Here is a 26,608-nt window from a genome sequence, read left to right as displayed (position 1 = left end):
CGGCGCAAGACCTGGCTTCTTTACCTGGCGTTGGTCTTCGTTACGCGGCGCAATGTCAGCTGCGTTGGCGGGTGGAGGCGGGCCTGGCGCGGCCGCTGCTGGCCCACTGCTGCAGTGCTTCCAGCTGTTCCCGCGCCGTGCGCGAGAGCGGTACCAACTGAGCGGCGGCGCTGATCAGATCGCTCTCGCCAAACTCGCGTTGCTCGCTGAAGGCCTGGTGCATGGCCTCGATCACCACCTGCTCCAGCTCGGCGCCGGAGAAGCCGGCGGTGCGGTCCACTACCACCTCCAGCGGCAGGGTGTGATCAGGGCGGCGGCGCCTCAGCTGCAGATCGAGGATGGCGCTGCGCTCAGCCGCATCCGGTAGGTCGAGCAGGAAGATTTCATCGAAGCGGCCCTTGCGCAGCAGCTCTGGCGGCAGTTTCTCCACACCATTGGCCGTGGCCACTACAAACACGGCGCTGCTCTTTTCCGCCATCCAGGTGAGCAGGCTGGCCAGCACCCTCTGGCTGGTGCCGCCATCGCTGCGGCCATCGCCGGCAGCGCCGAAGCCCTTGTCGATCTCATCGATCCAGAGCACGCAGGGGGCCATCGCCTCGGCCCGCTGGATCATGTCGCGGGTGCGCGCTTCTGAAGCGCCCACCAGCCCGGCGAACAGCCGGCCTACATCCAGGCGCAGCAGCGGCATCGTCCAGCTGTGGGCGATCGCCTTGGCGGTGAGTGATTTGCCGGTGCCCTGCGGGCCCACCAGCAGCACACCGCGGGGCAGCGGCAGGCCGTAGCGGCGTGCGTCATCGCTGAAGGCCATGTGGCGCTGCTCCAGCCAGCGCTTCAAGGCATCGAGTCCGCCGATATCGGCGGGGGTGGCTTCAGTGGGGCAGTACTCGAGCAGTTCGCTGCGGGCGATGGCCTGGCGTTTTTCCTCGAGCACCTCGTCGAGATCGGCCAGACCCAGTTCGCCGCGGCTGGCAAGGCCCAGGGCAGCCACCTGGCGGATGCGTTGTTCGCTGAGGCCGCTGCAGCACTGGCTGAGCTGCTCGAGCACGGTGACATCCAGGGTGTTGCCGCTGGCCTGGGCAATGTTGCGCAGGAGTGCCTCGATTTCCTGCTGATCCGGCAGGGGCAGATCCAGCAGGGTGATGCACTCATCGAGATCGCGAGGCGGCTGCCAGTCGGTGGCCGTGATCACAACTGTGTGAGGTTGTTGGCGCAGGCTGGTGGCGAGGTTGCGCAGCTTGCGGCAGATGCTGGCGTCCTCGCAGTAGCGGTGGAAGTCGTTCAGGACCAGCAACGCGGGCTGCTCAGCGGGAAGGGCGGACAGGCTCTCAAGGGCGGCCAGAGGATTGCGTGCAGCCTCGCCATCGCGCCCAGGCCAGCCCTGAAGGCCACTGATGAAATCCCAGCGGGCCAGTGCTCGGTTTCCGAGGCGCCGGGCTGCGGCAGCCAGTAGGGCGGCGATGCGCTCCTCCTCCTGGCTGCGGATCCAGAGGATGGGAGTTCGCGCCCGGATCAGCAGATCGAGGTGGTCGGCCCAGGCCTGGCTCATGGCTGCAGCTTTTTGAGGGCCGCCCAGCGCGGATCGATCGGTTCGTCTTCAGCGGGCGCGCCAAGCAGCTCGGGGCCGGGGCAATCACTGCCGCAGCGGTTCACGAGCGGCAGCTGCAGGCTCAGCTGCTCAAACACCCAGTGTTCAGGATCAAAGTTGCCTGTGGGATCGAGGCTTTCTGTGAGCGCGTCGGGGTCGAGCTCGAGCACATCACTGCCCCCCTCCAGCACGGTGTCGGCGGCGATGCCCTCCAGACGTGCCTGATCACCCAGCCAAAGCACCTCGTGGTGCTCGAAGCTCAGGGGATGGTTGTAGTGCTGCAGGCAGCGATCGCAGCGCAGGGTGATGATCGTGCTGGCGTGGCCATCCACCTCGAGGATGTTGCCGCGATGAACGGCGTGGAGTTCACCCCGCACGGGGGTCAGGCTCTCCAGCTCGCTGAGGGTTTGATCCACATGCCAGTGGCGGCCTTCGGCCAGGGGCCGCAGCTCCTGCAGCGGCACCGGCTGCAGGGGATCACCCGCCGGTTGCGCTGCGCTCATCGACTCACTTCTTGCCCTTGGGCTCAAAGGGCAAGCGCTCGCTGCCGCTCACGGTGGCGGTGACCGTCTTGGCTTCGGTGGCCAGCTGCTGATCGAGGATCGCCTGCAGGTTGTCAGGCAGGGCTTCGCGGGAGAGCAGGAAGGTTTGCGCGGCCTGGAAGATGTTGGCCACCACCATGTAGAGCAGCACGCCCGCGGGCAGCGGGAAGAACAGGAACATGCCGGTGATCATCACGGGCGTGATCTTGTTGGCCGTGGCCTGCTGCGGGTTGGCGGGCATGCCCATCCCCGAGAGGATCTGGCTCACAAACAGGCTGGCGCCGAAGGCGGCTACCAGGATGGCGATATCCCAGTTGATGACGCCATCGGTGTAGAAGCCCACCTGGCCCAGGGCCTTGATGAACAGGAAGCCGCTGCGGGCTGCCAGGCCGGGGATCTTGGCTTCCACGGTCACATCGCCCGGGGCAATGGCGTGAATGGTGCCGTTCTGATCGACGCTCACCAGGCCTTCACCCTTGGTGACGCTCCAGGTGGGGGTGAAGGCACTGCCGTTCTCCACGCCGCTCAGCACCGAAGCGAAGCTGGAACCATCTTTGGTGTGCAGGCTCACCGTTTCGGTGTCACCCACCCCGAGCTTGGTGCCCTTCTCGAGGCTGGCTACCACCGGCACGTGATTGGTGGCGGTGACGAAGATCGAATGGCTGGGGCTGTTGAACGGCTTGGGTTCAACGGCGGCAATCTGCTCAGCCGGCAGCACCTTGAGGTTGAGGGTGTAGGGCACATCGGCGAACGGTGATCCGCGCAGGGTGGCGAACAGCGCGAACAGGATCGGCATCTGCACCAGCAGGGGCAGGCAACCCGAGAGAGGGCTGCCGAATTCCTTCATCAGCGACCCCAGCTCCTCCTGCTGCTTCTGGGGGTTGTTGGCGTACTTGGCCTTGATTTCGGCCTGCCGCTTCTGCATCACCGGCTGGGCGATGCGCATGCGACGGGCACTGCGGATGGAGCCGGCACTGAGGGGGAACAGCGCCAGGCGGATCACCACGGTGAGGGCAATGATCGCCAGGCCGTAGCTCGGCACCAATCCGTAGAAGAAATCGAGGATCGGCAGCAGCAGGTTGTCGGAGATGTAGCCGATCACGGCGTGTGCAGGTCCGGGGAGAAGGGAAGTGGAGCCAGTGTGTCAGGCGGATGGCTCAGGCCGCCGCGTTGTTGTTGAAGCCGGTTTTGGCGCTGGCCTTGGCGGCCGGGCTGGCCGCCATGCGCTCTTGGATGTAAGCCTCGGCGTCCTTGTAGTGGGGCACGGCGCGCATCTCGAGCTTCGTGCCGTCGTTGAGCACGAGCACCATGTCGCCCCAGAAGCCGAGCCCGCGGGCCACCGAGCGCACCTCGCGGATCTGGCTGTACACCACCTGGCTGCGATCGCGGCCAAGCCATCCACCGCTCACTTCCACGCGCCGGCTGGTGATGCGGAAGCGCAGCCACAGGGCCCGCACGATCGCTCCCACGGCGAAGGGGATGCCGATCAGGGTGAGGCCGAACAGCAGGTTGGTGATCAGGTCGCCCTTGGCGGGCCCGCCTGCGTAGAAGACGTCTTCGTTGATGCTGGCTCCGGGAGCCACCGGGGGCGTCTTGGGCGTGCCTGTCATGGCCGTAGACCTGCCTTGGCGAGGAGTTGAGAACATTCTCCCAGCAGGGCCTCGTCGCTGGCTTCGGCGCTGCCGGGTTTGAGGGAGATCAGCAGCCACCGGCCGCTGGCTTGATCCGGAAGCGCATGCACAGCCGCCGTGAGGTGGCTGTGGAACAGGCGGCGCAGCTGATTGCGGCGCACGGATCGTTTGCTCACCTTGGTGCTCACCACCACCGCCAGCCGGCAGCTGTTGGGGCTGTGGTCGCGGGGATCGGGTTTGAGCAGTTCGGGCTGCGCGTTCAGGCAACGCAGCACCATCAGGCTTCCGTGATGGCGCTGGCCTTTCTGGTAGAGGCGGTCAAACACAAACCGCCCCCGCAGCCTGTGTTCCCGGGATAACACCATGGGAAACGGGCTGGCGGGGGCGGTTGATCCGGAAGCTCAGACGGCCAGGCGGGCGCGGCCGCGCTTCCGGCGGGAGCGGATCACGCGGCGGCCGGTGTGGCTGCGCATGCGAACGCGGAAGCCCGACACACGCTTGCGCTTACGGCTGGTTCCTTCAAGGGTGCGCTTGGTCATGGCTCCGGCTCGGCTACGCCTTCAACGTCGATCGCCCAACCTACCAGTCCGCCTTGGCTCAATCCCCCTGGGGATCGATCTGGATCACCCAGCTGCCGAGGTAGCCCGAAACGGGCACGTCACCCGGGGCCTGGGCCAGCGCGTTGAACTGATACATCCCGATGTTGAAGGGATTGAACAGGTTGATGTACACGCCGATGGTCTTGCCCACGGGTACCGGTGTATCCGGGAAGATCTCGATGGCGGTGCCATCGGCAGCCACCTCCACAGTGGCGGGAATATCGGCTTCGCAGCGGGTGCGGGCGAGCATGCCGCCTTCCTTCATGTAGCAGAGCTTGACGAACTTCGGATCGATCTTGGTGTCGAAGCTCTTGGGGATCCCCACGGTGAGCTTGAGGATCGCCGTCTTGCGGTCCTTGGGCTTGAGGATCAGGTAATACTCCGAGCGCTTCAGGCGCTTGGTATCAGTGATGAAGTAGTAGAGCTTGCGGTAGTCCTTGCTGGAGTCCCAACGGAACTCAACCAGCCCGGGGGTGCCCTGGCCCTTGGCCGGAAGCATTGGTGCGAGAGCGGCGGCGGCGCTGGCGAGCCCCAGGGCTGCTGCCAGAGCGGTGCCAGCGGCACCCATGCGGAACCCAGCCATGGATTGGATCGGGCAAGTGGTTAGTTGCAACCATTCTTGGCAGCCGGAGCTGACCCCGGGGCTCCGCAGGGTGCCGGCCCGGGGGTTGGAAGCTGTGACCAGGTGCAACTCAGCCGGCCAGGTCGGGGCGCAGGCGGGAGGCGTCACGCAGGTAGGCATGACGAACAGGCTGGTGCTGCTCCAGCCAGGCATGGGCCAGCAGGCGGATGCAGCGGGGCAGATCTCCCGCCACGGCCATCTGCTGGCAATCGAGCAGGGCCACCCCATCCCACCCCTCACGCCGCCTGGCGATCGCGGCCGGGAAGATGGCATCGAGATCGGCAGTCACCGAAAAAGTGACCGACAGGATCTGGCCTCCCTGGAGGTTGTTGCGTTCCACCAGGGCATCGATCAGCTCAGCCACCGCCTCGCTGATGGCCGCGCTGGTGTTGGCCGTGGCCGTGGTGGCGCCGCGCAGGGCCCGCAGTTGGGAGGTGCTCATGGGCGGTGCAGCCAGAGGGGTTGGCCGCTCCAGGCCAGCTCCAGGTGGAGTGCATCGCTGAGGCGGGCAAACAGATTGCGGCCGGGGATCATCCCCGCCAGGCCCTTCTTGGGCTGCCCGAAGTTGACCGGCCTGGTTTTCTCCACGTCGAGTTCGGCAAGCTCACAAGCCAAGCGGCGGGCGCTCTCCTCATCACCTAGCCGATCCACCAGGCCCAGCTCCAGCGCCTGGGCGCCGCTGAATACGCGGCCATCGGCAAAGCTGCGCACCGCGCTCTCCTCAAGGCCCCGGCCCTCAGCCACAGCGGCCACGAACTGGGCGTAGCTGGAGTCGATCAGTTCCTGCAGCAACTGGCGCTCGGAGGCGGTGAGGGCGCGGTCCGGCGAAAGGATGTCCTTATAAAGGCCGCTTTTGACGGTTTCAAACTGCACGCCGATCCGCTCCAGCAGCCGGGAGAGGTTGTTGCCGCGCAGGATCACGCCGATGGAGCCGGTGATCGAGCCGGCATTGGCCACGATCTTCTCCGCTGCGACGCCGACATACACCCCGCCGGAGGCGGAGATGTTGCCGAAGCTGGCCACCACCCGGCAGCCCTTCTCCCGCAGTCGCTGAATGGCGGCATGGATCTCCTGGCTGTCGCCAACGGTGCCGCCGGGGCTGTCGATGCGCAGTAGCAGGGCAGGGAACTCGCGCTGCTCCACCTCCCGCAGCGCTCTGAGCACCCGTTCACGGGTTCCCGAGGCAATCGCCCCTTCGATGGCGATGCGTGCCAGTTTGCGGCGGGACTTGCGGCGCCAGGGCCAGACCATCGAAGCGGTGTGCAGTGGCTGGATCTTAAAAAGGAGCCTGTAGCCCGCTGGTGCTGGTGAACGTGCGCTGGCTGCTGATGTTGTTGCCGTTTGCCCTCTGGGGCACGGCGATGGCGGCCATGAAGCCGTTGCTGGTGGAGGCAGGGCCCTTGACCCTGGCTTGGATGCGGCTGCTGCCGGCGGGCGTTGTGTTGCTGCTGGCCGCCTGGCTCTGGCGCGGCAACTGGCGGGTGGATCGGCGCGATTGGCTGTGGCTGGCGCTGTTTGCTCTGGTTGATGCCACCGCCTTTCAGGCCTTGCTCGCCCGCGGCCTGGTGGGCACGGGCGCTGGTCTGGGTTCGGTGCTGATCGATTCGCAGCCGCTGCTGGTGGCTCTGCTGGCCCGCAGCTTGTTCGGTGATGCGATCAATCCGGTGGGCTGGCTAGGGCTGTTGGTGGGGTTGCTCGGAATCCTCTGCCTGGGCTTGCCGGCTCCACTGCTGCGCCACTGGTGGTTGATGGGACCTGAGTTCCTGGGGGATCAGGCCTGGAGCCATGGCGAGCTCTGGATGCTTGCCGCCGCCCTGGCCATGGCCGTTGGCACCGTGATCAGCCGCTACGCCTGCCGTCATAGCGATGCGGTCGCGGTGACGGGTTGGCACATGCTGTTGGGTGCTCTGCCGCTCCTGGTCGGATCGGCGATGCTGCCGGCCTTTGGCGCGGAAGCGCCGGCGTTTTGGCCCCACTGGAGCCCGCTGGAGTGGGGATTGATGGTCTACGCCGCGTTGCTCGGTAGTGCCGTGGCCTACGGCTTGTTTTTCTGGTTCGCGAACCACGGCGATCTCACCAGCTTCACGTCGCTCACCTTCCTCACGCCGGTGTTCGCCTTGCTCTGCGGTGTGGTGCTGCTCGACGAGCAACTGGAGCCGCTGCAGTGGCTGGGTGCTGCTCTGGCCCTGGTGAGCGTGGTGCTGATTAATCGCCGTGCCTTGCTCTGGCATCCCGGCGGCGCAGCGGCTGAAGTGGTGCCATGAAGCTGTTGGTGGTGGCCACGGCCCTTGGGCCTCTGGGCAGCGGCCGCGGCGGCGGGGTGGAGCTCACCCTCGCCGGCTTGGTGGCAGGGCTGCTGCAGCGGGGGCATCGGATCACCGTGTTGGCGGCCCAAGGCTCGGAGCTGCCGGCTGATTGCGCGGCTGCAGAGCTCTGGAGTTGCGGTGGGTCGCCTCAGCCGAGCGTGCAGCACCAGGGCCGCGAGGCGCTGATCACCATGCCGGCGGATGCCTTGCTGGCTCGTTTTTGGCAGCGGGTTCTCACTGAGGCGCCAGCGGCGGGCTTTGAGGCGGTGCTCAACCTCGGCTACGACTGGCTGCCTTTCTGGCTCACGCCAACAGCGCCGCTGCCGCTGTTTCACCTGGTGAGCATGGGTTCGGTGAACGCCGCCATGGATGCGGTGATCGCCGAGGTGGCCGCCTGGGATCAGCGTCGCCTGGCCTTTCACACCGCTGCTCAGGCTGCCGACTTCGCCCTGGCCCATCCGCCGCTGCTGGTGGGGAATGGCTTCGATCTGAGCGCCTATCAGTTCAGAGCTCAGCCCGAAGTGCTGCTGGGGTGGGTGGGTCGTGTGGCGCCGGAGAAGGGCCTTGAGGATGCGGCGGCGGCGGCGGCCCGCTGCGGGCTACCCCTGGCGGTGTGGGGCCTGGTGGAAGACGAGGCCTATGCCGCCGCGGTGGAGGCCTCCGTGCCGGAGTGCACGTTGCAATGGCGTGGTTTTCTGCCCACGGCACAGCTGCAGGCGGAGCTGGGTAGTTGCCGGGCGCTGCTCAACACGCCCAAATGGAATGAGGCCTACGGCAACGTGGTGGTGGAGGCCATGGCCTGTGGTGTGCCTGTGGTGGCCTACCGCCGCGGTGGGCCGGGCGAGCTGGTGCAGCCTGGTGTGAATGGCTGGCTGGTGGCCCCCGACGACGTGACGGCCCTGGTGGAGGCGGTGGAGCGGGTGGAGCAGATCGATCGCAGCGCCTGCCGCCAGTGGGTGGAGCGGCACGCATCGCGGGCTGTGCTGGCGGAGCGCATCGAGGCCTGGTTGGAGCAGGGGCTGCAGCCGTAAGCGATAACGTCGTGCCTGACGCAGCTCGCCCTGGTGCCCCGCAGGTTCGTGTTGCCGTTGGTGCTGATCTGCGGCCTTGCCCTGTTTGTTTGGGGGCTTGGCAGCACGGGGTTGGTGGATGAAACGCCACCGCTGTTTGCCGCCTCGGCCCGGGCCATGGCGCGCACGGGCGACTGGCTGATTCCCCGGGTGAATGGCTTGCCCCGCTACGACAAGCCACCGCTGGTGTACTGGCTGATGGGGCTGATCTACGCCTTGCCCGGCCAGCCGCAATGGGATCCCCTCGGCACCTGGGCGGCGCGGTTGCCGTCGGCCCTGAGCAGTGTGGGCTTGATGCTGGTGATCGCGGCCACGCTGCTGCGCTGGCCCCAGCCCTTGCCTGGCGGACGCTCGCCTCTGCCTTCCCAGCAGGCGATCACCGCGGTGAGTGCTGCGCTGGCTTTTGCTCTCTCACCGCTGGTGTTGCTGTGGAGCCGCATCGCCGTGAGCGATGCTTTGCTCACCGGTTTGCTCGGGGCCGTGCTGCTGCTGTTCTGGCGTTGTTACGCCGGTGGCGGCTGGTGCTGGTTGGCCTGGATCCTCTTGGGGCTGGCGGTGCTGGCCAAGGGGCCCGTGGCGCTGGTGCTGGCCGCTCTCACACTGTGTGCCTTTGGCCTCTGGCAGCGCGATCTGCGCGGGCTGATGGCCCGGCTGCGCCCTTGGCCTGGACTCGCCATGACGGCTTTGGTGGCCCTCCCTTGGTACGGCCTGGCGGCGCTGGTGGAAGGGCGCCCCTTCATCGACAGCTTTTTCGGATACCACAACCTGCAGCGCTTCACCGGCGTGGTGAACAACCACCTGCAGCCTTGGTGGTTTTTCCTGCCGGTGCTGGTGGTGGCTTCGCTGCCGTTCACCCCCCTACTGCTCGCCGGATTGGTGGGAGGGTTCAGCAGCCGAGCGGCCAGCCTTCCGCCCGAGCAATCCCTGCAGCGCTACGCCATCTGCTGGCTGCTGGCAGTGCTGCTGTTTTTCACCCTGGCGGCCACCAAACTGCCCAGCTACTGGATCCCTGCCACCCCTGCCGCCGGTCTGTTGATCGCCATGGCGGCGCAGCAGCGCCCGGCGCGCTGGGTGATGGTGAGCACCCTGGCGCTGCAGGCCGTGCTGGCGGCGGGGTTGGCGGCCTCCGATCGCTGGGTACCGCTGATCAACGAACCTGAACTGCCCACCCTGCCGGCCGAGCTGCTGGCGGGTGGACTGCTCAGCCGCGCCGCCGCCTGTTTTGGCCTTGCCTTGTTGGCCGGGGTGCTGCTCTGGTGGGCCCAGACTCCATGGCGGCGGGGTTGGCTGCTGGCCCAGCAGCTGGCAGTGGTGACGTTTGTCGTCACGGCTCTGCAGCCCCTGGTGGCCCTGGGTGATCGCCTGCGGCAGGCACCGCTGCGGCGCCTCGCAGCCGCTGCCTTGGATCAGAGGCGCAGCGGCGAACCCCTGGCGATGGTCGGGATCCTCAAGCCCTCACTGCACTTCTATACCGATCAGGTGGTGATCTACGAGGGCGTGCAGGCCAATGGCCCGCTCAACCTCAACGACCGCCTATGGAAGGAGCGCCGCGCCGGGCAGCAACCATCCCCGGCGGCCGCCAGCAACACCGTGTTGGTGGTGATCGATCAACGCACCGCCCAGCTACCCCATTGGCGGGGTCTGGCCCACCAGCCCCTGGCACAGGAGGGCTTGTTTGCCCTTTGGCGGGTGCCACGGCAAGCCCTGGATCAATGGGCCCAGCACTTGCGGGTTGCGGGCTTGCCCCCGCCGGATTGGCAGCAGCCGAGGCCCGAGCGCTACTGAGCTCAGCAGGGCATGCGCTCAGCCGTCGGCGGGTGTCCCCATGGCGACGCCGTTGTCCATTCGTTCTCGCTGGCAGAAGCTGCAGTGCCCCCAGCGCTGCAGTTCACCGGTGGGGGCTGGTCGCTGGCAGCTGGGGCAGCTGGCCATGCCGAACACATCGACGCGGCTGGGGTGGTGCGCCCACACCTGCGCCTCTTCATCGCTGCCGAAGGGAGGGAGGGGGGTGGCTTGATGCTGCTGCAGCACCAGATCCTTCACCGAAAAGCCAGCACCGCGGAGGGCACCCAGCAAGCGGTGTTTGTTGAAGCGCAGCGCTTGCAGCCATTGGGGATGGCTGGCGCCCACCACCAGGCGCCCGCCCTGCAGCCGCAGCGGCCGGCAATGGGGGGCGAGTTGGGCGCCAGCAATCTTTGGCCAGGCCTGCCACAGGGCCGCCAGGTTTTCGTCGCGCTGCCACTGGCGCTGCAGCTGCTCCAAGCAGCCCACCACGGTTTGCAGCGGTGGCCGCGGTGGCGGCACCAGCAGGTTCACGCTGCCCTGGCGCCGGGTTTGATTGCGGGGGGCGGCAGGCATGGCGTCACGCTACGGGAGATGCGGCAATCACGCTGTGCCGCTGCGGCGGGCACTGGTTAGCCTCGTCGCCTGCCCCGTATCCCTAGCCATGGGCTTTTTTGATCGCCTCAGCCGTCTGGTGCGCGCGAACGCCAATGCCGTGGTGGGGGCCATGGAGGATCCGGCCAAGATCCTCGATCAGTCGGTGGCCGACATGCAGGCCGACCTGGTGAAGCTGCGCCAGGCGGTGGCGACAGCGATCGCTAGCCAGAAGCGCATTCAGAACCAGGCCGAGCAAGCCGAAGCCCAGGCCAACACTTGGTATGAGCGCGCTGAACTGGCGCTGAAGAAAGGCGAGGAAGACCTGGCGCGCGAGGCCTTGGGCCGCCGCAAAACCTGCCAGGACACCGCCACGGCGCTCAACACCCAGCTCCAGAGCCAGGCCGGTCAGGTGGAGCAGCTCAAGCAGAGCCTGGTGAAGCTCGAGAGCAAGATCGCCGAGGCCAAAACCAAGAAAGACATGCTCAAGGCCCGGGCCCAGGCGGCTCAGGCCCAGGAGCAGCTGCAGAGCGCTGTGGGCAACCTCGGCACCAACAGCTCCATGGCCGCCTTCGAGCGGATGGAGGAGAAGGTGCAAAGCCTCGAAGCCCGCAGCCAGGCAGCCGCTGAGCTGGCTGGTGCTGATCTGGAGAGTCAGTTCGCTGCCCTCGAAGGTGCGCCTGAGGTGGATGACGAACTGGCCGCCCTGAAGGGCAAGCTGGCCGGCACTGCTCCGGCGGCGGCACTGCCTGAAGCGGGCGGTGCGGTGCAACCGGTGAAGGTGGAGGAGGTGGATGCGGAGCTCGAGGAGCTGAAGCGCTCGATCGACAAGCTCTGATCCATACAATCGCCGCAGCGTTGACTGTCGCCGTGTCTGTTCTGCACCTCACTGATGCCAACTTCCAGGCCGAGGTGCTGGATGCCACCACCCCGGTGCTCGTGGATGTGTGGGCCGAGTGGTGTGGGCCCTGCCGGCTGATGGCCCCGATGATGGATTGGGCTGCCGGTGAATACGCCGGCCAGCTGGCTGTGGGCAAGCTCGAGGCCGATCCCAACCCAACGGCCCGCGATCAGATGGGGATTCAGGGCCTGCCCACCCTCGTGATTTTCAAGAACGGCCAGGAGGTGGCACGCCACGAAGGTGCCATGGCTCAACCCCAGCTCAAGGCCTTCCTGGATGCCCATCTCTGAGGCGCTGACGGCACTGCATCGCTCCGATCGGGTTGCTGCTCTCGGCAGCGGTGTGTTCGCCCGCAACGATCAGCGCAAGCAGGCCTACCGGCTCGCTGCTGCGGCATCCGGTCAGCCGCCCCTGCTGGATCTCTCGCTTGGTTCGACCGACCTCCAGCCCCCTGAAGCGGCGATCCAGGCGATCCGCGATCAGCTGGGACGGCCAGAGAGCGCTGCTTACTGCCTGCATGGCGCCACCCTGCCATTTCGTGAGGCCGTGGCGGCCTGGGCAGGGCGACGCTTCGGGGTTTCGGTGGATCCGGAGCGGGAGGTGTTGCTGCTGGTGGGCTCTCAGGAGGGCACAGCCCACCTGCCTCTGGCTGTGCTCAACCCGGGTGATCCTGCGTTGTTGCTTGATCCCTACTACCCCTCCCATCTCGGCGGTCTTCGCCTCGCCTCAGCCGAGCCGCATTTCCTCAAGCTCGATCCGGCTCAGGGCTTTGCGCCCCGCTTTGATCAGCTCAGCACTAGTGCCTGGGATGCCCTCAAGCTGATGGTTCTGGGCTTTCCCCACAACCCCACCGCCACCACGGGCCAACAGGATTGGGTGGATGAGGCTGCTGAGCGGGCCGTACGCCACGGCGTGGTGTTTGCCCACGACAACCCCTACGTGGATCTGGCTCTGGAGGGTGACGCACCGGCACTGCTGCGCTCACCGCTCTGGCGCCAGTGCGGGATTGAGTTTTTCTCGTTTTCCAAGGGCTGGTGCCTGGGGGGCTACCGCATTGCCTTCGCCATTGGCGCTGAGCCCTTGATCACGGCACTGCGGCAGCTGAAGGGTGTGGTGGATTTCAACCAGAGCACGGCGCTTCAGGCTGGCGCTATTGCGGCTTTGGAGCAGGCCGGCGATTGGCCCGAGCGCATCAAGCCGATCTACCGCGAACGGCGTGATCGGATGGCTGCGGTGCTGCAACAGGCCGGCTGGCCGCTGCGGATCCCCTCAATGGCGCTGTATCTGTGGCTGGAGCTGCCGGACCGTGCCCGCGCTGCGGGTTTGGATTCGGAGCCGTTCTGTGCCCAGCTGCTGGAAGCCAGCGGGGTGTGCCTCACGCCGGGCAATGGTTTTGGTCCAGGCGGCGAGGGGTTTGCCCGATTGGCGCTGGTGCATCCGATCGAGCAACTCGAGGCCGGTGCCCAGCGGATGGTGGCTTGGCTGGCTCAGCTCTGACGGCCGCTTCGATTGCCGCTGCCTTGCGGCGGATTCCGGCGGATCAACCGCTGGCTTGGCGGCTGAGGGTGCTGCCGGTGTGCGCCAGCACAGAACTGGAGCTGGAGCGTTGGCTTGCGGCCGGCGTCCAGCCGCCGTTGGCGTTGCTGGCGCAGCAGCAGCGCCATGGTCATGGGCAACAGGGCCGGGTGTGGCAGTCGCCGCCCGGGGGTGTTTGGCTGAGTGCTGCCCTGCCCTGGCCGGCTCAGCCTGCGGAAGCGGCCTCGCTGGCCCTGGCCGCGGCGGTGGGGATCGCGCTGCAACTGGAGTCGCTCGGGCTGAAGCCTCAGATCAAGTGGCCCAATGATCTGTTGATCGATGGCCGCAAGCTGGCTGGCATCCTGCCGCGGCTGCGTTGGCGCGGCGGCCGGGTGCGCTACGCCCAGCTTGGGGTGGGACTGAATGGGCTGAACCGGGTGCCCGCCGGTGCCATCAACCTGGCGGAGGCCCTGGGCCAGCGTCAGCACCCCCAGGCCCAGCCGGCGTGCCTCGCTGCGCGGCTGTTGCGGGGCCTGGAGTGGGCAGCAGCGGCCGCCGATCAGCCCGAGCTGGTGCGGCGTCAGGTAGAGCAGCGCCTCTGGCAACCCGATGGAATTGAGCACAACGGCGAGCTCTGGAGCGTGGCGGGCTTGGCGGCTGATGGAGGTTTGCGGCTTTGCAGAAACAACACGGAGGTTGTGCTGATACGTCAGTTCTGAGTGCTTCTGAAAACGTCAGTTTCCGGCCTAAAACGCCAAGCGCTTTAACAGAGCGGATCGCAGCTCGCCGGCGCGATGCGTGGTGTTCACAGCATCTTGAGGATCGAGCGTGTCACCCGGATATCGGCTGGCGACAGCGTTGGTGCTCAACTCCTCGAGAACATCCAGATCCCAAACCCAAGTGGGATCAAGGCCGCTCAGCAGAGTGGACAGAGTGTTGAGGTCGTGCGTTTTTGGAATGGCGCCTCCGCTTGCCAACAGCGCCGCTTTGAGGAGTTTCTCGGCACATTGCTGCAGTGGAAACAGGTGGTTGCTGCTTGTGAGGGACTGGTGATCAGCAGTCGCGCTGCCTCCCAGTCATCCTCGGCTTTCTGAATCCGTTGCTGAACCAATGGGCTCAGATCTGACTCAGCCATACAGAAGTTGCCCGTGGTCGAGGGCTTCCCGTAGGAAAGGGTCACCTTGTTGATAGCGAACAGCTGCTTCTTCGGGGCGCCAGAGCAGCAGGTCTAGCGGAAATGTGGCTTGACAGGTTTTGCGGATCTCGCGGATTTTGTGGAGATGGGAGCCTTCAAAGGGCATCACCACCATCAGGTCAGCATCGGAATCCCACTGACCCTCACCGCGGCCAGGGAGCCGAACAGAATCACTTTCTGAGGGGTGAAATGTTGGACCAACCTTGAGGTGAAGGCCTGCAGTGCCTCTGCGGTAACGAGTGGGGATGGTGTGCCGGTCATGGAGGCATCCTCGCCTGTTCTTGAAGTCGGTGCTTGGGTCGTTGGGATGTCCTAGCTGTGTTGCGGCGGGGTTTCTAGAGTTTGAGCCGCTTTGTATGCGATAGCTGTGCCTCGCCTCCAACCGCTGAGCCTGATGGTGGCGCTGCCCGCGCTGCTCGGCGGAGGTCTGGCCTGGGCCCAGCTGGAGGCTTCCCAGCCTGAGACGCCATCGGCAACATCGGCACCGGTGGCGCCGCTGTTGCCCCCGCCGGGGAGCACCGCCGGGCCGCTGCGGCCTGATCCCGCGCGGCTGAGTGGTGCAGCAACGGCGCCAAAACGTTTCGATCAATCCCTCGATGAACTCGTGCGCCAAGGGGTGGTGACCCCCAGCGAGCGCAACCTCGTGCGCGGTGGCGGCGGCGGTGCGCTGGCTCCGCTGGATGTGGGAGCGTTCCAGCAGGCTTGCCGGGGTGGTGCGCTCTCCGCCCGGGAATGCCGCGGCGGGATTGCGCTGCGATGGGGTCGCCGCAGCGGCAGCAATGGCAACACCGCCTGGGGCGGTCGTATCGGTGCCGATGGCATGCCCCTGCCGCCGCTCACCGTGCCGGTGTCGGCTCTGCTCGCCGGCAATGGCGGCAGTTTCAACCTGGCCAGTGTGTTTCGGGTCACGCCTCGTCCCGCGCCGGTGCTGGGCAATGGCAACCGCAGCCTGCTGCTGCCGATCATCGGCAGCGCGGTGAATACCAGCGGCTTCGGCTGGCGCCTGCATCCCCTGCTTGGGGCTTGGCGGTTGCATGCCGGTGAAGATCTGGCGGCGCCTGAGGGCACTCCGGTGGTGGCGGTCTTGAGCGGCAGGGTGGTGAGCAGTGGTCTTGCGGGCGGCTACGGCCTGGCCGTGGAGGTGGAACATCAGCGGCCGCTGCGGCGCAGCCTCTATGGGCACCTCTCCGAGTTCTATGTGAAAGCCGGTGATGTGGTGCGCCAGGGCGAGGTGATCGGCCGGGTGGGCAGCACAGGGTTGAGCACCGGTCCGCATCTGCATTTCGAGCTGCGGGAGCCGGCGGCCGGCGGTTGGGTGGCGATCGATCCGGGCGACTTCGACCCCGGCAATGGCCTCAAGGGCAGCGATGCGATCGCGCTGCTGATGGGCCAGCTGCTGCAAAGCCTGGAGCGGCCTCAGGCGAAGACCTAAGCCTGGGAACCTGCGCCGCTATCCACGAGCCGCCCATCGTGGAAATGCACGATGCGCTCGGCGCGGGCGGCCACATCGTGTTCGTGAGTCACCAGCAGGATTGTCATCCCCTGCTCGCGGTGCAGCTCATCAAACAGATCCAACACCTCCTTGGTGGTGCGGGAATCGAGGGCGCCGGTGGGTTCATCCGCCAGCAGCAGATTGGGGTTGTTGATGATCGCCCGGGCCACCGCCACCCGTTGCTGCTGGCCGCCGGAGAGCTGGTTGGGTTTGTTGTGCAGCCGCTCGCCTAATCCCACCCGTTGCAGCGCCGCGATGCCGAGTTCGCGGCGCCGTTCCGCCGGCACTCCGGCGTACACCATTGGCAGCATCACATTCTCCAGGGCGGTGAGCTCCTGCAGCAGATGGAACTGCTGAAACACAAAGCCCAGTTCGCGGTTGCGTAGATCCGCCAGTTGATCGTCGCTGAGGTGCTCCACAGCGGTGCCGTTGAGGCGGTAGCTGCCGCTGCTCGGGCGATCCAGGCAGCCCAGGATGTTCATCGCCGTGCTCTTGCCCGAGCCGGAGGTGCCCATCACCGCCAGGTATTCACCGCGGCGTACGTTCAGGCAGAGATCATCCAGTGCGGCAACAGCGGTGTCGCCGCTGCCATACACCTTGCGGATGTGATCGAGCTCCGCCACCAGCGGAGCCGCGGGGCTGGTCATCAGCCGATCGGCATGCCGGAGGCTGCCAGCGCTTTCTGCAGCATCGGGGTGCCAGCCACGGCTCCATTGGCCCAGCCGAACAGAGGATTGGAAAGGATGCCTCCCACAGCGGTCACCACCACGCACGAAATCAGAGCGGCCCGCAGCGGTTGAAGACCAGCCACATTCCAGGTTGTCTCTGGATAAGCCTTCACCACCTCAGAAGCTTCTTGAGGCTCCTTCACCACCATCATCTTGATCACCGAGATGTAGTAGTAGATCGACACCACCGAGGTGAGCAGGCCCACCACCACCAGCAGGTATTGGCCGTCAGCCCAGCCGGCGAAGAAGAGATAAATCTTCCCGAAGAAACCGAGCATCGGAGGGATGCCCCCCAGGGAGAGCAGGCAAAGGCTGAGGCCCAGGGTGATCAGTGGATCCTTTTGATAGAGGCCGGCGTAATCACTGATGCGATCGGAACCCGTGCGCAGCGAGAACAGGATGATGCAGGCGAAAGCCCCCAGGTTCATGAACAGGTAGGCCGCCATATAGAGCACCATGGCGGCGTAGCCGTCTTCGGTGCCGCACACCAGGCCGATCATCACGAAGCCCGCCTGGCCGATGGAGCTGTAGGCCAGCATCCGCTTCATGGAGGTTTGGGCCAGGGCCACCACGTTGCCCAGCACCATGCTCAGGATCGCCAGCACGGTGAACAGCAGCTTCCACTGGGTCTCGAAGGGCTCAAAGCAGCCCACCAGGATGCGCAGGGCTAGGGCAAAACCAGCTGCCTTCGAGCCCACCGAGAGGAAGGCCACAACGGGAGTGGGGGAGCCTTCATAGACATCCGGCGTCCACTGGTGGAAGGGCACCGCCGCGATCTTGAAGGCCACCGTGGAGAGCACAAACACCAGGGCGAGGGCCGCCACCGGCGAGGCGCTGGTTTGCAGCGCGATGCCCACGGCTTCGAGGCTGGTGCTGCCACCCGTGAGGCCATAAAGCAGTGAGGCGCCGTAGAGGAACACGGCCGCCGCCGCCGAGCCCACCAGCAGATATTTCAGTGCTGCCTCCGAGCTGCGCGCATCGCGCTTCATGTAGCCGGAGAGCAGATAGCTGGCCACCGAGAGGGTTTCCAGCGAGACGAACACGCTCACCAGATCGGTGGAGCCGCATAGCAACATCGCGCCCAGGGTGGCGGCCAGCAGGATTGCGGCGTATTCACCCACCGGTGTGCCGGCGCGCTCCACGTAGCGCCAGCTGATCAGCAGAGACAGCAGCGTGGAGGCTGCCACCACGGCACGGAAGGCAATGGCGAGGTTGTCGGCCAGGAACGAGCCCAGGAAGGAGGGCTCCAGTGGCGAAGCGTTCCACTGCAGCGCCAGCAGACCCAGGGCGCTGCCAAGACCGATGTAAGAGAAGAGGGGGACCCAGCGGGATGCGGCCTTCTCGCCGGCCAGATCCACCAGCAGGCAGGCCAACATCGCCAGGAGTACCGCACCTTCCGGTGCCACCGCGCCTGCATTGAGCTGCAGGGAGGTGATCGCACTCACCGCAGGTGCGGCGCCGGGATCGGCGGCGGCCAGAAGAGAGAGCACAGCTGGTTCAGGGTCGCCCGTTGGCGAGGACTGTAGCCGCGCTGACGGCGGGATTTGTCGCCTCACCCCAGGGCTTGACCGCCGGTGCGATAAAGAGGGAAGCGGTTTACCGCCTGCCTGTGGCGCACACCCTCGTCATCGTTGAGAGCCCCACGAAGGCCCGCACCATCCGCGGGTTCCTTCCCAAGGACTTCAAGGTGGAAGCCTCGATGGGGCACGTGCGCGACCTGCCCAACAACGCCAGCGAGATTCCGGCCGCCCACAAGGGTGAGAAGTGGGCCAATCTCGGCGTGAACACCGCCAACAACTTCGAGCCGCTCTATGTGGTTCCGAAGGACAAGAAAAAGGTGGTGAAAGAACTCAAAGACGCCCTCAAGGGCGCCGACCAGCTGCTGCTCGCGACGGACGAAGACCGGGAAGGTGAATCGATTAGCTGGCACCTGCTGCAGCTGCTCAATCCGAAGGTGCCGGTGAAGCGGATGGTGTTCCACGAGATCACCAAGGAAGCGATCGGCCGAGCCCTCGAGCAGACCCGCGAGCTCGATATGGAGCTGGTTCATGCCCAGGAAACGCGGCGCATCCTCGATCGTCTGGTGGGTTACACCCTCTCGCCACTGTTGTGGAAGAAGGTGGCCTGGGGCCTCAGCGCCGGCCGGGTGCAATCGGTGGCGGTGCGTCTGTTGGTGCAGCGCGAGCGGGCGCGGCGGGCCTTCAAGAGCGGCAGCTACTGGGACCTCAAGGCACAGCTGAATCAGGGCAGCGCTGGATTCGAAGCCAAGCTCACCCACCTCAAGGGTGAACGCATTGCCGGGGGCTCCGATTTCGATGAAGCCACGGGCGCTCTGAAGGCCGGTAGCAAGGTCCGCCTTCTGGCTGAATCCGAGGCGCGTCAGTTGCGGGAAGCGGTGTTGGCAGCCCCCTGGAAGGTGGCGGCGGTGGAGGAGAAGCCCACCACCCGCAAGCCGGTGGCGCCCTTCACCACCAGCACCCTGCAGCAGGAGGCCAACCGCAAACTGCGGCTCTCGGCGCGCGAAACGATGCGCACGGCCCAGGGCCTGTACGAGCGCGGCTTCATCACTTACATGCGCACCGACTCGGTGCACCTCAGCGATCAGGCGATCAATGCCGCCCGCAGTTGTGTGTCCGATAAGTACGGCAAGGAGTATCTGAGCCCTTCGGCTCGGCAGTTCTCCACCAAAGCTCGCAACGCCCAGGAGGCCCACGAGGCGATTCGTCCTGCCGGTGAGAGCTTCCGCGACCCCTCCGCCACAGGTCTCGATGGCCGTGATCTTGCGCTCTACGAGCTGATCTGGAAGCGCACCGTGGCCTCCCAGATGGCCGACGCCAAGCTCACGATGCTGAGCGTGGATCTGGAGGTGGATGGCGGCAGCCTCGGCCCCGCAGCATTCCGATCCACCGGTAAGCGCATCGATTTCCCCGGTTTCTTCCGCGCCTACGTGGAAGGCAGCGACGATCCCGATGCCGCCCTGGAAGGTCAGGAGGTGTTGCTGCCTTCCTTGAAAACCGGCGACAGTCCCGCCTGTAAGGGCGTGGAAGCCCTCGGCCACCAAACCCAGCCCCCCGCCCGCTACAGCGAAGCGGCCCTGGTGAAGATGCTGGAGAAGGAGGGCATCGGCCGCCCCTCCACCTACGCCTCGATCATCGGCACGATCGTGGATCGGGGTTACGCCACCCTCCAGAACAACGCCCTCACCCCCAGCTTCACGGCCTTTGCGGTGACGGCTCTGCTCGAGGAGCACTTCCCCGACCTGGTGGATACGAGCTTCACCGCTCGCATGGAGAACACCCTCGATGAGATCTCCCACGGGCAGGTGCAGTGGCTGCCCTACCTGGAGAGCTTCTACAAGGGCGACCAGGGCCTGGAAGCCCAGGTGCAGCAGCGCGAGGGCGACATCGACCCCACCGCCTCGCGCACGATCGAGCTCGAGGGCCTGCCCTGCGTGGTGCGCATCGGCCGCTTTGGTGCCTATCTGGAAACCAAGCGCGTGGCCGACGACGGCACCGAAGAGCTGCTCAAGGCCACGCTGCCCAATGAGATCACCCCAGCTGATCTGGATGCCGATAAAGCTGAGCTGATCCTCAAGCAGAAGGCCGATGGGCCTGAATCCCTGGGCGAAGATCCCGAAACCGGCGATCTGGTGTATCTGCTCTTCGGCCAGTACGGCCCCTATGTGCAGCGCGGCCAGGTGAGTGATGAGAACCCCAAGCCCAAGCGCGCCTCCCTGCCGAAGGGCACCAAACCGGAAGACCTCACCCTTGAAGACGCCCTCGGCCTGCTGAGGCTGCCGCGGCACCTGGGCGAACACCCCGACGGCGGCAAGATCGAGGCCGGGTTGGGCCGCTTTGGTCCCTACGTGGTGCACCACAAGGGCAAAGGCGAGAAGGACTACCGCTCCCTCAAGGTCGAAGACGATGTGCTGATGGTGGGGCTGTCACGGGCAGTGGAACTTCTGGCTCAGCCCAAGCGCGGCCGCGGCGGCCGCACGGCCCTGAAGGATCTCGGCACGCCCGAGGGCGCCGATGAGGCGATCCAGCTGTTCGATGGTCCCTACGGCCTCTACGTGAAGCAGGGCAAGGTGAATGCCTCCCTGCCGGAGGGCACCACGGCTGACACGGTCACCCTGGAGCAGGCGGTGGAGCTGCTGGCGGCCAAGGCCGCCGCCGGCAAGAGCAAGGGCCGCAAGGCTGCTGGAACCGCTGCCAAGAAGCCTGCTGCGGCCAAGAAACCGGCGGCCAAGAAGGCTCCCGCCACCACCAAAACCGGCCGCCTGCGGGCCAGTGCCGTGCGGGTGATCCGCGCCGCCGATAGCTGATGCAGCTGCGGCGGTTGCTGGTTCCTCTGCTGCTGGCTGCCGGGGTGAGCGGCTGCAGCGGCACGCCCTTCGGCGATCAGCTGTCGCGCAGCTTCTCGCCGCCACCCGCCACCCCGGTAGCGCCGGCCGCCAAACCCACCACCGCCACCCCTGCGGCCAAGCCCGCTCCCCAGGCGGAAACGCCTAAGAGCGAACCCGCCAAGCCCGCGGCCAAGCCAGCTCCAGCAGCGCCGCCGCTCACCCCGGCCCCTTATCGGGTCACGATCAAGCTGCCCGCCGCAGATCCTTCCTCGCCGGCTGAGGCCGTGACCGACGCCCTGCGCCAGGCCGGCGTGGCGTTTGAAGTGGAAACGATTGAGCGGGTGCCGGCCGGCGGCGCTGAGACAGCCGCGCCCCTGCGCACCACCCCGGCCCCCCCAGCGCGATGAGCCTCAGCCGGCGTCAGGCCCATCAGCTCACCGACACCGCCTATCTGGCGGCCTCGACAGCCTTGCTCTGGGTGGGGCTCTACTACCTGCCGGTGGGCGGTGCCCTGTTCCGTCTGGCCTTGCCGCTGCCCCTCGCTCTGTTGCAGCTGCGCCACAACCGCCGTTGTGCGGTGGAGGGCGTTGCCGTGTCGGCCCTGTTGCTGGTGGCTCTGATGGGACCGGTGCGGGGGCCGTTGGTGCTCTTCCCCTACACCTTGCTGGCCCTGTGGCTGGGCTGGTGCTGGACACGTCAGCTCAGCTGGTGGATCAGCTGGGGGGTGGGGGTGTTGATCGGTGCGACTGGCTTTCTGGTGCGCGTTGCCGTGGTGTCGGTGCTGCTGGGTGAAAACCTCTGGGTGGTGATCACCACCGCGGCGGCTCAGTTGCTGGAGCGCCTCAGTGGCCTGTTGCAGCTCGGCGGCGGGCCTGATCTCTGGCAGGTGCAGCTGCTGGCCCTGGGGCTTGTGCTTCTGCAGAACGTGATCTACGTGCTGGCCTTGCATGCGGTGGCCCTGTGGATCTTTCCGCGCCTGCGCAGCCCGATCACGCCGCCGCCTCCGCTGCTGCGGCCGCTGCTCGCCCTCGATCCCCTTTGACGCTCCAGCGACTCAGCGGTGATCCTCGGCAGGCGGAGCGTTGGTGCGTTCAGGTGGCTGGCGCTGCTGAGGCCACGCGGGTGTTGTTGCTGCTGGCTGGCACCGCCACCGCTGCGGTGCCAGGGATCTCGGCGGCTGGCGCCACCCCTGAGAGTCGGCGGCTTACGGCCGCCGCTGATGCGGAGTTGCTGCTGCTGGGCCCAGCGCAGCAGCGCCCCCATGCCCTGCCGCCCCTGCCAGCGGGTGTGAGCCCCGCTTTGATCGCGCGTGTGGTGGTGGAGCAGCTGGCCCTCGAGCCTCTGGTGGTGGATGCCGGCGCTGCTGTGGCTCCGGCGGTTCCGCATTTGCAGCTGGGCTACAGCCCCGCCCGCTGCCTCAGCACTGGGGCCGCCATCGAACGGGAGCGGGTGCACCAGCTGCTCGAGCGAGGTCGGCGCTGGGGCCAGCAGCTGGGGCGGCTCGAGCCGAGGCCTTTGTTGCTGGCGGAATGTGTGCCCGGTGGCACCAGCACCGCACAAGCGGTGCTGGAGGGCCTCGGGGTGCCGGCCGCTGGGCTGGTGAGCGGCAGCCTGCGGGAGCCGGCCCATGCCTTGAAGGCCAAGCTGGTGGCGCAGGGGTTGGCGGCGGCTGCGCTCACAAGCCCTGCCCCAGCGGCTCAGGTGCTGGCGGCCGTGGGTGATCCGATGCAGCCCCTGGCGGCTGGGCTGGTGTTGGAGGCGGCCCTGGCCGGGGTGCCGGTGCTGTTGGCCGGTGGAAGCCAGATGGCCGCCGTGCTGGCCGTGGCCTTGGCGCTGTGCGATCCCTCCCTGCGACCGCTGCTGGTGGCCCGCACCGCCATCGCCACCACGGCCTGGGTGGCGGGAGAGGGCAGCAGCGATCTGGCCCAGCTGCTGGTGCAGATCGGCCAACGCTGGGGTGCTGAGCCCGTTGCCTTCGCCTCCTCGCTGCGCTTTCACGGTTGCCGTTCCCCGCAGCTGTTGGCGTTCGAGCAGGGCTATGTGAAGGAAGGCGTGGGGGCTGGCGGCCTGGCGGCGCTGTGGGAGCTGAGTGGCCGCAGCTCGGCCGCGCTGGCGGCGGCCTGTGACCAGGCCTGCAGCCAGCTGGTGTGAGCAGGTTTGCCCCTTAGGGTCGGGCCATGGCCCAAGCCCCTCTGCTCTCGCGCCGCCACCTGCTGCAGCTGGCCAGCCAGGGAGGCTCGGTGCTGGCTGCCGGAGCCCTGGCGGGCTGCTCCAGGGGCGGTGATGCAGGCCGGCTGCTCAGCGTGCGCGGCCAGCTGCCTTCGGCTTGGCTGAAGGCGCTGCCTTCCACCTGGCGCTCTCAGGTGTTGGAGAGTTCGGCGGAGCTGCTGGAGCAGCTGCGCGTTACAAGCCCGGCGAGCCGCTTGATCAGCCTCGGTGATGGATGGCTGCAGCAGCTGCCGCCGGCCGACCTGCAGCCCATCCATGCTCCAGCCCTGCTAAAGCTGCTCGATCCGATCGCCCAGGCACCCAGCCGTCTGTTTGCCGGAGCGGAGGCCGCGGCGAAAGCCTTTCCCTGGGCCTTCGGCACCTGGGTGATCCTGCTGCGCAATCGCCCGGATCTGCTGCGGCGCCAGAGCGAAGGCTGGGCGCTAGTGCTCGACCCCAGCCTGTACAAGCGATTGGTGCTGCCGGCCAGCCCGAGGCTGCTGATCGCGTTGGCGCAACGCCAGCTCAGCCCCACCTCCGCTGGCGTTCCCTCCCCGGATCACGCCGAATTGGTGGATCAGGTGCGCCGCCTGCACCGCCAGGCCCTCAGCCTGGATGAAAGCCAGGGGATCAATTTCCTCTTGGCTGGTGATGCGGATGCGGCGGTGGTGACCAGTCAGCGCGCCGTGCCCCTGTTGCAGCGCGATCCGCGCCTGACGGCCTTTCTGCCATCTACGGGGTCACCGCTCTGGTGGCAACTGCTGGTGCGCCAAGGCCCCACAGGCCCCACCGCTTCGCCGCTGCCCCTGGAGTGGCTGCGTGATGGATTGAGCCTCCCGCTTCTCGATCGCCTGCTGGCGGCTGGTTGGGTGCCGCCGCTGCCCGCTGCCCAGCTGACCCCAGCCCTGAAGCGCTGGCCGGCTCGGCTGCGGCCGTTGCTGTTGCCCCCGCCGGCGGTGCTGGAGCGTTGCACCAACCTGGAGCCACTCAGCGCTGCAGAACGCCAGGGCTTGCAGCAGCTCTGGGACCAGGCGATGGCGGGCTAAGGATCAGCCCCAGAGGCGCCGCCGTGGTGCCGCCGCCAGCCGCTGGTGGGTGTCGGCCAGCAGATCGGGAATCGGCAGTTGGTGCGGGCAACGGGGCAGGCAGTCGCCGCAGCGCTGGCAGGCGCTGGCATTGAGCTCCTCCCACCAGTGGCCGGCTCGGCCGATCAGGTTGTAGCGCTCCTGGGCGAAGGCCTTCATGCCGTGGCCCACGGCCAGATTGCGCAGGCGCAGCAGCTCCGGGATCGGCACCGCGCTTGGGCAGGGCAGGCAGGCGCGGCATTGACCGCACGCCTCGGCGCCGAGCCGCTCTCGCCCTGCCGCCTGCAGGCGGCTGAGGGCGGCGCGGTGCGCGTCGCTCAGCCAGGGTGTAGCGCCGCGGAGCTGCTGGGCTAGAGCCAGATCGGAGGGCTGCTCGGCACCGAGGGTGAGGGTGGAGATGCCGGCATCCAGCAGAAAGCGATAGGCCAGCTCCAGCGGATGGAAAGGGGCGCAGTCCGCCAGGAGCTCCGGCGAGGGGGCATAAAGCCGTCCGCCTTTGTCAGCCGGGGAGATGGCCAGCACACCGATCCCCTCCTGCAGGGCCGCCCGGGCGATGGGAAGCCGGGTTTGGTCGAACAGATGCAGATGCAGGCTGCAGAAGCTGAAGCGCCCGCTGGCCAGTGCCTGCTCGATCAGGGCGTTGCTGCCGTGGCTGGACAATCCCACCTGGCCTACCAGGTTGGTGTCGAGCGCCCAGGTGAGCAGGTCGGCGCCGGCGCCCTCGAGGGCCCAGCTGAGGTGTTCAGGCCGGTTCAGGCCATGCACCGCCAGGTTGTGGAGCCGCGGCAGCCCCAGCCGCTCCAGCAGGGCCCGCAGTTGATCCTGCCCCTCTTGCAGGCTGATCCCAGGCAGCAGCTTGCTGGTGATCACCAGATCGGCGTGGGTGGCTGGATCGCGAGCGCTCAGGGCGCGCAGCGCATCCCCCAGATGGCGCTCCGCCATGCCGTAGGCCGGGGCCGTTTCCACATGGTTGATGCCTGCGGCTATGGCCGCGGCGAGCACGGATGCCATCTGGTCCGCGCTGCCCGTGGCGCGCATCGTGCCTAGGCAGAAGGGTGAAACGGCCGGCCCGCGTCCGAAGGGGCGGCGCTCAGCTGGGGGTGGTGTCGCCGCTGGAATCGTCGTCATCGCCGCTGTCCTCCTCGCTTTCGCTGCCGTCGGTCTGGGCCTGGCGGATGTGGCGCACCAGCTCGGCGGGGCTGATCCCATCGAGAAAGCGGCGGAAGTCGGCGGCATCCTCCGCATCAGCCTCGGCATCCACCGGGATCGAGGCATCGGACACCACCTCTTCCAGCATCCAGATGCCGCTGCCGGTGCGCAGCGCCAGGGCGATGGCATCGCTGGGGCGGGCATCGAGCTCGTGGCTGCTGCCATCAGCGCCGCTGAGCTTGAGCACGGCCCGGAAGGTGCTGTCTTCGATGGTGTGAATGATCACGCGCTGCAGTTCAAGCCCCCCCGCTTCCAGCAGCTTCGCCATCAGGTCGTGGCTGAGGGGGCGGGCTGGGGCCTGATCTTTCAGCCCCGCCATGATGTTTTGGGCCTGGGCCTGGTCGATCCAGATCGGCACCTGCCGGCGCCCGGAAGGATCCCGCAGCAGCACAATCGGGCTGCGGCTGGCGGCGTCCAGGGCGATGCCGGCCACGCGCATCTCAACCATCGCTTGCCTGCAGACGCCCTTGCCCGATTATGGCCAGGGTTGATCGGGGCACCGCATGTTCACCGGGCTGGTGCAGGCCGTCGGGCAGTTGCAGCGTTGCAGCGGTGGTGTCGAACTGCTGGTGCCGGCTGACGCCGGGCTCGATCCAGCCGCCCTGGCCCTCGGCGACAGTGTGGCCGTGGATGGGGTGTGCCTCACGGTGACCCAGCGCTCGGCCCATGGTTTCAAGGCTGATGTGAGCGAAGAAACGCTGGCCCGCACCACCCTCGCCGCCAAGGCCGATCGCCGCGGCTGGGTGAATCTGGAGCCGGCCCTGCGCCTGGCCGATCGCTTGGGCGGCCATCTGGTGAGTGGGCACGTGGATGGCCAGGGCACCGTGGTGGCGGTGGAGCAGCAACCGGCCTCCTGGCGGCTTGTGCTGCGCTGGACCAACCCCGCCTACGGCCGCTACGTGTGTGAGAAGGCCAGCGTGGCGGTGGATGGCATCAGCCTCACCGTGGCTGACTGCAGCGCCGATGGGGCGGAGTTCTGGATTGCTGTGATCCCCCACACCTGGAACACCACCACCCTGCAGCAGTTGCGGCTGGGCGATGCGGTGAACCTTGAGGCTGATCTGCTGGCCAAATACACCGAACGGCTGTTGGCCTGGCGCGGACAGGCTGGGGAGGCTTCCGGTTCAAGGCGTTCCGAGGGCCTGATCACCCCAGGCTGGCTGGCGGAACATGGCTGGAGCTGACGCTTGCAGCTGACG

30 protein-coding genes are annotated in these 26,608 nt (G+C 67.0%); 14 read left to right on the top strand and 16 right to left on the bottom strand.

What is annotated here, in order from left to right; translation table 11 throughout:
• Nucleotides 1-55: 55 nt before the first annotated feature.
• The 9 genes from H9532_RS12140 to sppA form a co-directional block, all read right to left on the bottom strand.
• Complete coding sequence (locus H9532_RS12140; protein WP_296368842.1) at nt 56-1,546, bottom strand: AAA family ATPase; 1,491 nt, start codon at nt 1,544-1,546, stop codon at nt 56-58.
• Nucleotides 1,543-2,088, bottom strand: a complete 546-nt coding sequence (locus H9532_RS12135; RefSeq protein ID WP_296368839.1) for a DUF177 domain-containing protein — start codon at nt 2,086-2,088, stop codon at nt 1,543-1,545. The genes H9532_RS12140 and H9532_RS12135 overlap by 4 nt, the downstream gene beginning before the upstream one ends.
• Nucleotides 2,089-2,092: 4 nt before the next feature.
• The gene (gene yidC / locus H9532_RS12130; protein WP_296368837.1) at nt 2,093-3,229 is read right to left on the bottom strand and encodes a membrane protein insertase YidC; all 1,137 of its coding nucleotides are present in this window, start codon (nt 3,227-3,229) and stop codon (nt 2,093-2,095) included.
• A gap of 55 nt (nt 3,230-3,284) precedes the next feature.
• The gene (locus H9532_RS12125) at nt 3,285-3,737 is read right to left on the bottom strand and encodes a PH domain-containing protein (RefSeq protein ID WP_296368836.1); all 453 of its coding nucleotides are present in this window, start codon (nt 3,735-3,737) and stop codon (nt 3,285-3,287) included.
• On the bottom strand, nt 3,734-4,123 hold the full coding sequence (rnpA, locus tag H9532_RS12120) for a ribonuclease P protein component (RefSeq protein ID WP_296368832.1): 390 nt from the start codon (nt 4,121-4,123) through the stop codon (nt 3,734-3,736). The genes H9532_RS12125 and rnpA overlap by 4 nt, the downstream gene beginning before the upstream one ends.
• Before the next feature lie 36 nt (nt 4,124-4,159).
• Complete coding sequence (gene rpmH, locus H9532_RS12115; RefSeq protein ID WP_010303865.1) at nt 4,160-4,297, bottom strand: 50S ribosomal protein L34; 138 nt, start codon at nt 4,295-4,297, stop codon at nt 4,160-4,162.
• Nucleotides 4,298-4,355: 58 nt separating this feature from the next.
• Nucleotides 4,356-4,940 carry a DUF2808 domain-containing protein gene (locus tag H9532_RS12110; protein ID WP_296368829.1) on the bottom strand — a complete coding sequence of 195 codons (585 nt, stop codon included), beginning with the start codon at nt 4,938-4,940 and terminating at the stop codon, nt 4,356-4,358.
• A 109-nt stretch (nt 4,941-5,049) separates the two neighbouring features.
• Complete coding sequence (gene aroH, locus H9532_RS12105; RefSeq protein ID WP_296368828.1) at nt 5,050-5,421, bottom strand: chorismate mutase; 372 nt, start codon at nt 5,419-5,421, stop codon at nt 5,050-5,052.
• Nucleotides 5,418-6,230 (bottom strand): signal peptide peptidase SppA, encoded by an 813-nt coding sequence (sppA, locus tag H9532_RS12100; RefSeq protein ID WP_296368826.1) that lies wholly within the window; start codon nt 6,228-6,230, stop codon nt 5,418-5,420. The genes aroH and sppA overlap by 4 nt, the downstream gene beginning before the upstream one ends.
• Before the next feature lie 50 nt (nt 6,231-6,280).
• Here sppA and H9532_RS12095 point away from each other — a divergent pair, with 50 nt between their 5' ends.
• Genes H9532_RS12095 through H9532_RS12085 form a run of 3 tightly spaced genes read left to right on the top strand, consistent with a single transcriptional unit; the run spans nt 6,281 to nt 10,140 of the window.
• Complete coding sequence (locus H9532_RS12095; RefSeq protein ID WP_296368824.1) at nt 6,281-7,243, top strand: DMT family transporter; 963 nt, start codon at nt 6,281-6,283, stop codon at nt 7,241-7,243.
• The gene (locus H9532_RS12090) at nt 7,240-8,316 is read left to right on the top strand and encodes a glycosyltransferase (protein ID WP_296368821.1); all 1,077 of its coding nucleotides are present in this window, start codon (nt 7,240-7,242) and stop codon (nt 8,314-8,316) included. The genes H9532_RS12095 and H9532_RS12090 overlap by 4 nt, the downstream gene beginning before the upstream one ends.
• Before the next feature lie 33 nt (nt 8,317-8,349).
• Entirely contained in the window at nt 8,350-10,140 is a 1,791-nt protein-coding gene (locus H9532_RS12085; RefSeq protein ID WP_296368820.1) for a glycosyltransferase family 39 protein, read from the top strand.
• Nucleotides 10,141-10,158: 18 nt separating this feature from the next.
• Here H9532_RS12085 and H9532_RS12080 read toward each other — a convergent pair whose 3' ends face one another.
• The gene (locus tag H9532_RS12080; protein WP_296368818.1) at nt 10,159-10,713 is read right to left on the bottom strand and encodes a DUF721 domain-containing protein; all 555 of its coding nucleotides are present in this window, start codon (nt 10,711-10,713) and stop codon (nt 10,159-10,161) included.
• A gap of 88 nt (nt 10,714-10,801) precedes the next feature.
• Here H9532_RS12080 and H9532_RS12075 point away from each other — a divergent pair, with 88 nt between their 5' ends.
• Genes H9532_RS12075 through H9532_RS12060 form a run of 4 tightly spaced genes read left to right on the top strand, consistent with a single transcriptional unit; the run spans nt 10,802 to nt 13,866 of the window.
• Nucleotides 10,802-11,569, top strand: a complete 768-nt coding sequence (locus tag H9532_RS12075; protein ID WP_296368816.1) for a PspA/IM30 family protein — start codon at nt 10,802-10,804, stop codon at nt 11,567-11,569.
• Nucleotides 11,570-11,601: 32 nt separating this feature from the next.
• Nucleotides 11,602-11,922, top strand: coding sequence for a thioredoxin (gene trxA / locus H9532_RS12070; protein WP_296368814.1), 321 nt, complete (start codon nt 11,602-11,604; stop codon nt 11,920-11,922).
• Nucleotides 11,909-13,129, top strand: a complete 1,221-nt coding sequence (locus H9532_RS12065; protein ID WP_296368812.1) for an aminotransferase class I/II-fold pyridoxal phosphate-dependent enzyme — start codon at nt 11,909-11,911, stop codon at nt 13,127-13,129. Before trxA ends, H9532_RS12065 begins: the two co-directional genes overlap by 14 nt.
• A complete protein-coding gene (locus tag H9532_RS12060) occupies nt 13,111-13,866 on the top strand; it encodes a biotin--[acetyl-CoA-carboxylase] ligase (RefSeq protein ID WP_296368810.1) in 756 nt (251 codons plus the stop codon). Before H9532_RS12065 ends, H9532_RS12060 begins: the two co-directional genes overlap by 19 nt.
• 27 nt (nt 13,867-13,893) lie before the next feature.
• Here the strand turns inward: H9532_RS12060 and H9532_RS16065 are convergent, their stop codons facing one another.
• The gene (locus H9532_RS16065) at nt 13,894-14,163 is read right to left on the bottom strand and encodes a HEPN domain-containing protein (protein ID WP_366664571.1); all 270 of its coding nucleotides are present in this window, start codon (nt 14,161-14,163) and stop codon (nt 13,894-13,896) included.
• Between the two features lie 111 nt (nt 14,164-14,274).
• Nucleotides 14,275-14,457: a hypothetical protein gene (locus tag H9532_RS12055; protein WP_296368808.1), complete on the bottom strand. Its 183-nt coding sequence runs from the start codon at nt 14,455-14,457 to the stop codon at nt 14,275-14,277.
• A gap of 279 nt (nt 14,458-14,736) precedes the next feature.
• Between H9532_RS12055 and H9532_RS12050 the strand changes: the two genes are divergently transcribed.
• Nucleotides 14,737-15,774: a M23 family metallopeptidase gene (locus tag H9532_RS12050; protein ID WP_296368806.1), complete on the top strand. Its 1,038-nt coding sequence runs from the start codon at nt 14,737-14,739 to the stop codon at nt 15,772-15,774.
• Here the strand turns inward: H9532_RS12050 and H9532_RS12045 are convergent.
• On the bottom strand, nt 15,771-16,481 hold the full coding sequence (locus tag H9532_RS12045) for an ABC transporter ATP-binding protein (protein WP_296368804.1): 711 nt from the start codon (nt 16,479-16,481) through the stop codon (nt 15,771-15,773). The two genes, H9532_RS12050 and H9532_RS12045, sit on opposite strands and share 4 nt — an antisense overlap.
• Entirely contained in the window at nt 16,481-18,052 is a 1,572-nt protein-coding gene (locus H9532_RS12040; RefSeq protein ID WP_296368802.1) for an NAD(P)H-quinone oxidoreductase subunit N, read from the bottom strand. Before H9532_RS12040 ends, H9532_RS12045 begins: the two co-directional genes overlap by 1 nt.
• Before the next feature lie 119 nt (nt 18,053-18,171).
• Between H9532_RS12040 and topA the strand changes: the two genes are divergently transcribed.
• From topA to H9532_RS12015, 5 genes are read left to right on the top strand one after another with little or no spacing between them, the layout of a single operon-like run.
• Nucleotides 18,172-20,886, top strand: a complete 2,715-nt coding sequence (gene topA / locus H9532_RS12035; RefSeq protein ID WP_296368800.1) for a type I DNA topoisomerase — start codon at nt 18,172-18,174, stop codon at nt 20,884-20,886.
• 14 nt (nt 20,887-20,900) lie between these two features.
• Nucleotides 20,901-21,314, top strand: coding sequence for a hypothetical protein (locus tag H9532_RS12030; RefSeq protein WP_296368798.1), 414 nt, complete (start codon nt 20,901-20,903; stop codon nt 21,312-21,314).
• A complete protein-coding gene (locus H9532_RS12025; RefSeq protein ID WP_296368796.1) occupies nt 21,311-21,949 on the top strand; it encodes a DUF2232 domain-containing protein in 639 nt (212 codons plus the stop codon). The genes H9532_RS12030 and H9532_RS12025 overlap by 4 nt, the downstream gene beginning before the upstream one ends.
• Entirely contained in the window at nt 21,946-23,058 is a 1,113-nt protein-coding gene (gene cobT / locus H9532_RS12020; protein WP_296368794.1) for a nicotinate mononucleotide-dependent phosphoribosyltransferase CobT, read from the top strand. Before H9532_RS12025 ends, cobT begins: the two co-directional genes overlap by 4 nt.
• A 26-nt stretch (nt 23,059-23,084) precedes the next feature.
• Entirely contained in the window at nt 23,085-24,161 is a 1,077-nt protein-coding gene (locus tag H9532_RS12015; RefSeq protein WP_296368792.1) for a hypothetical protein, read from the top strand.
• A 3-nt stretch (nt 24,162-24,164) separates the two neighbouring features.
• Here H9532_RS12015 and H9532_RS12010 read toward each other — a convergent pair whose 3' ends face one another.
• Entirely contained in the window at nt 24,165-25,238 is a 1,074-nt protein-coding gene (locus H9532_RS12010) for an aldo/keto reductase (protein ID WP_296369054.1), read from the bottom strand.
• Between the two features lie 52 nt (nt 25,239-25,290).
• Nucleotides 25,291-25,857, bottom strand: coding sequence for a bifunctional nuclease family protein (locus tag H9532_RS12005; protein ID WP_296368790.1), 567 nt, complete (start codon nt 25,855-25,857; stop codon nt 25,291-25,293).
• Nucleotides 25,858-25,912: 55 nt separating this feature from the next.
• Here H9532_RS12005 and H9532_RS12000 point away from each other — a divergent pair, with 55 nt between their 5' ends.
• On the top strand, nt 25,913-26,593 hold the full coding sequence (locus H9532_RS12000; RefSeq protein WP_296368788.1) for a riboflavin synthase: 681 nt from the start codon (nt 25,913-25,915) through the stop codon (nt 26,591-26,593).
• Nucleotides 26,594-26,608 lie beyond the last annotated feature (15 nt).

It is taken from the genome of Vulcanococcus sp. Clear-D1 (assembly GCF_014654725.1).
Taxonomy (GTDB): Bacteria; Cyanobacteriota; Cyanobacteriia; order PCC-6307; family Cyanobiaceae; genus Vulcanococcus.
The sequence above is the reverse complement of the archived record's forward strand: the minus strand, read 5'-3'. Positions and strand labels throughout refer to the sequence as shown.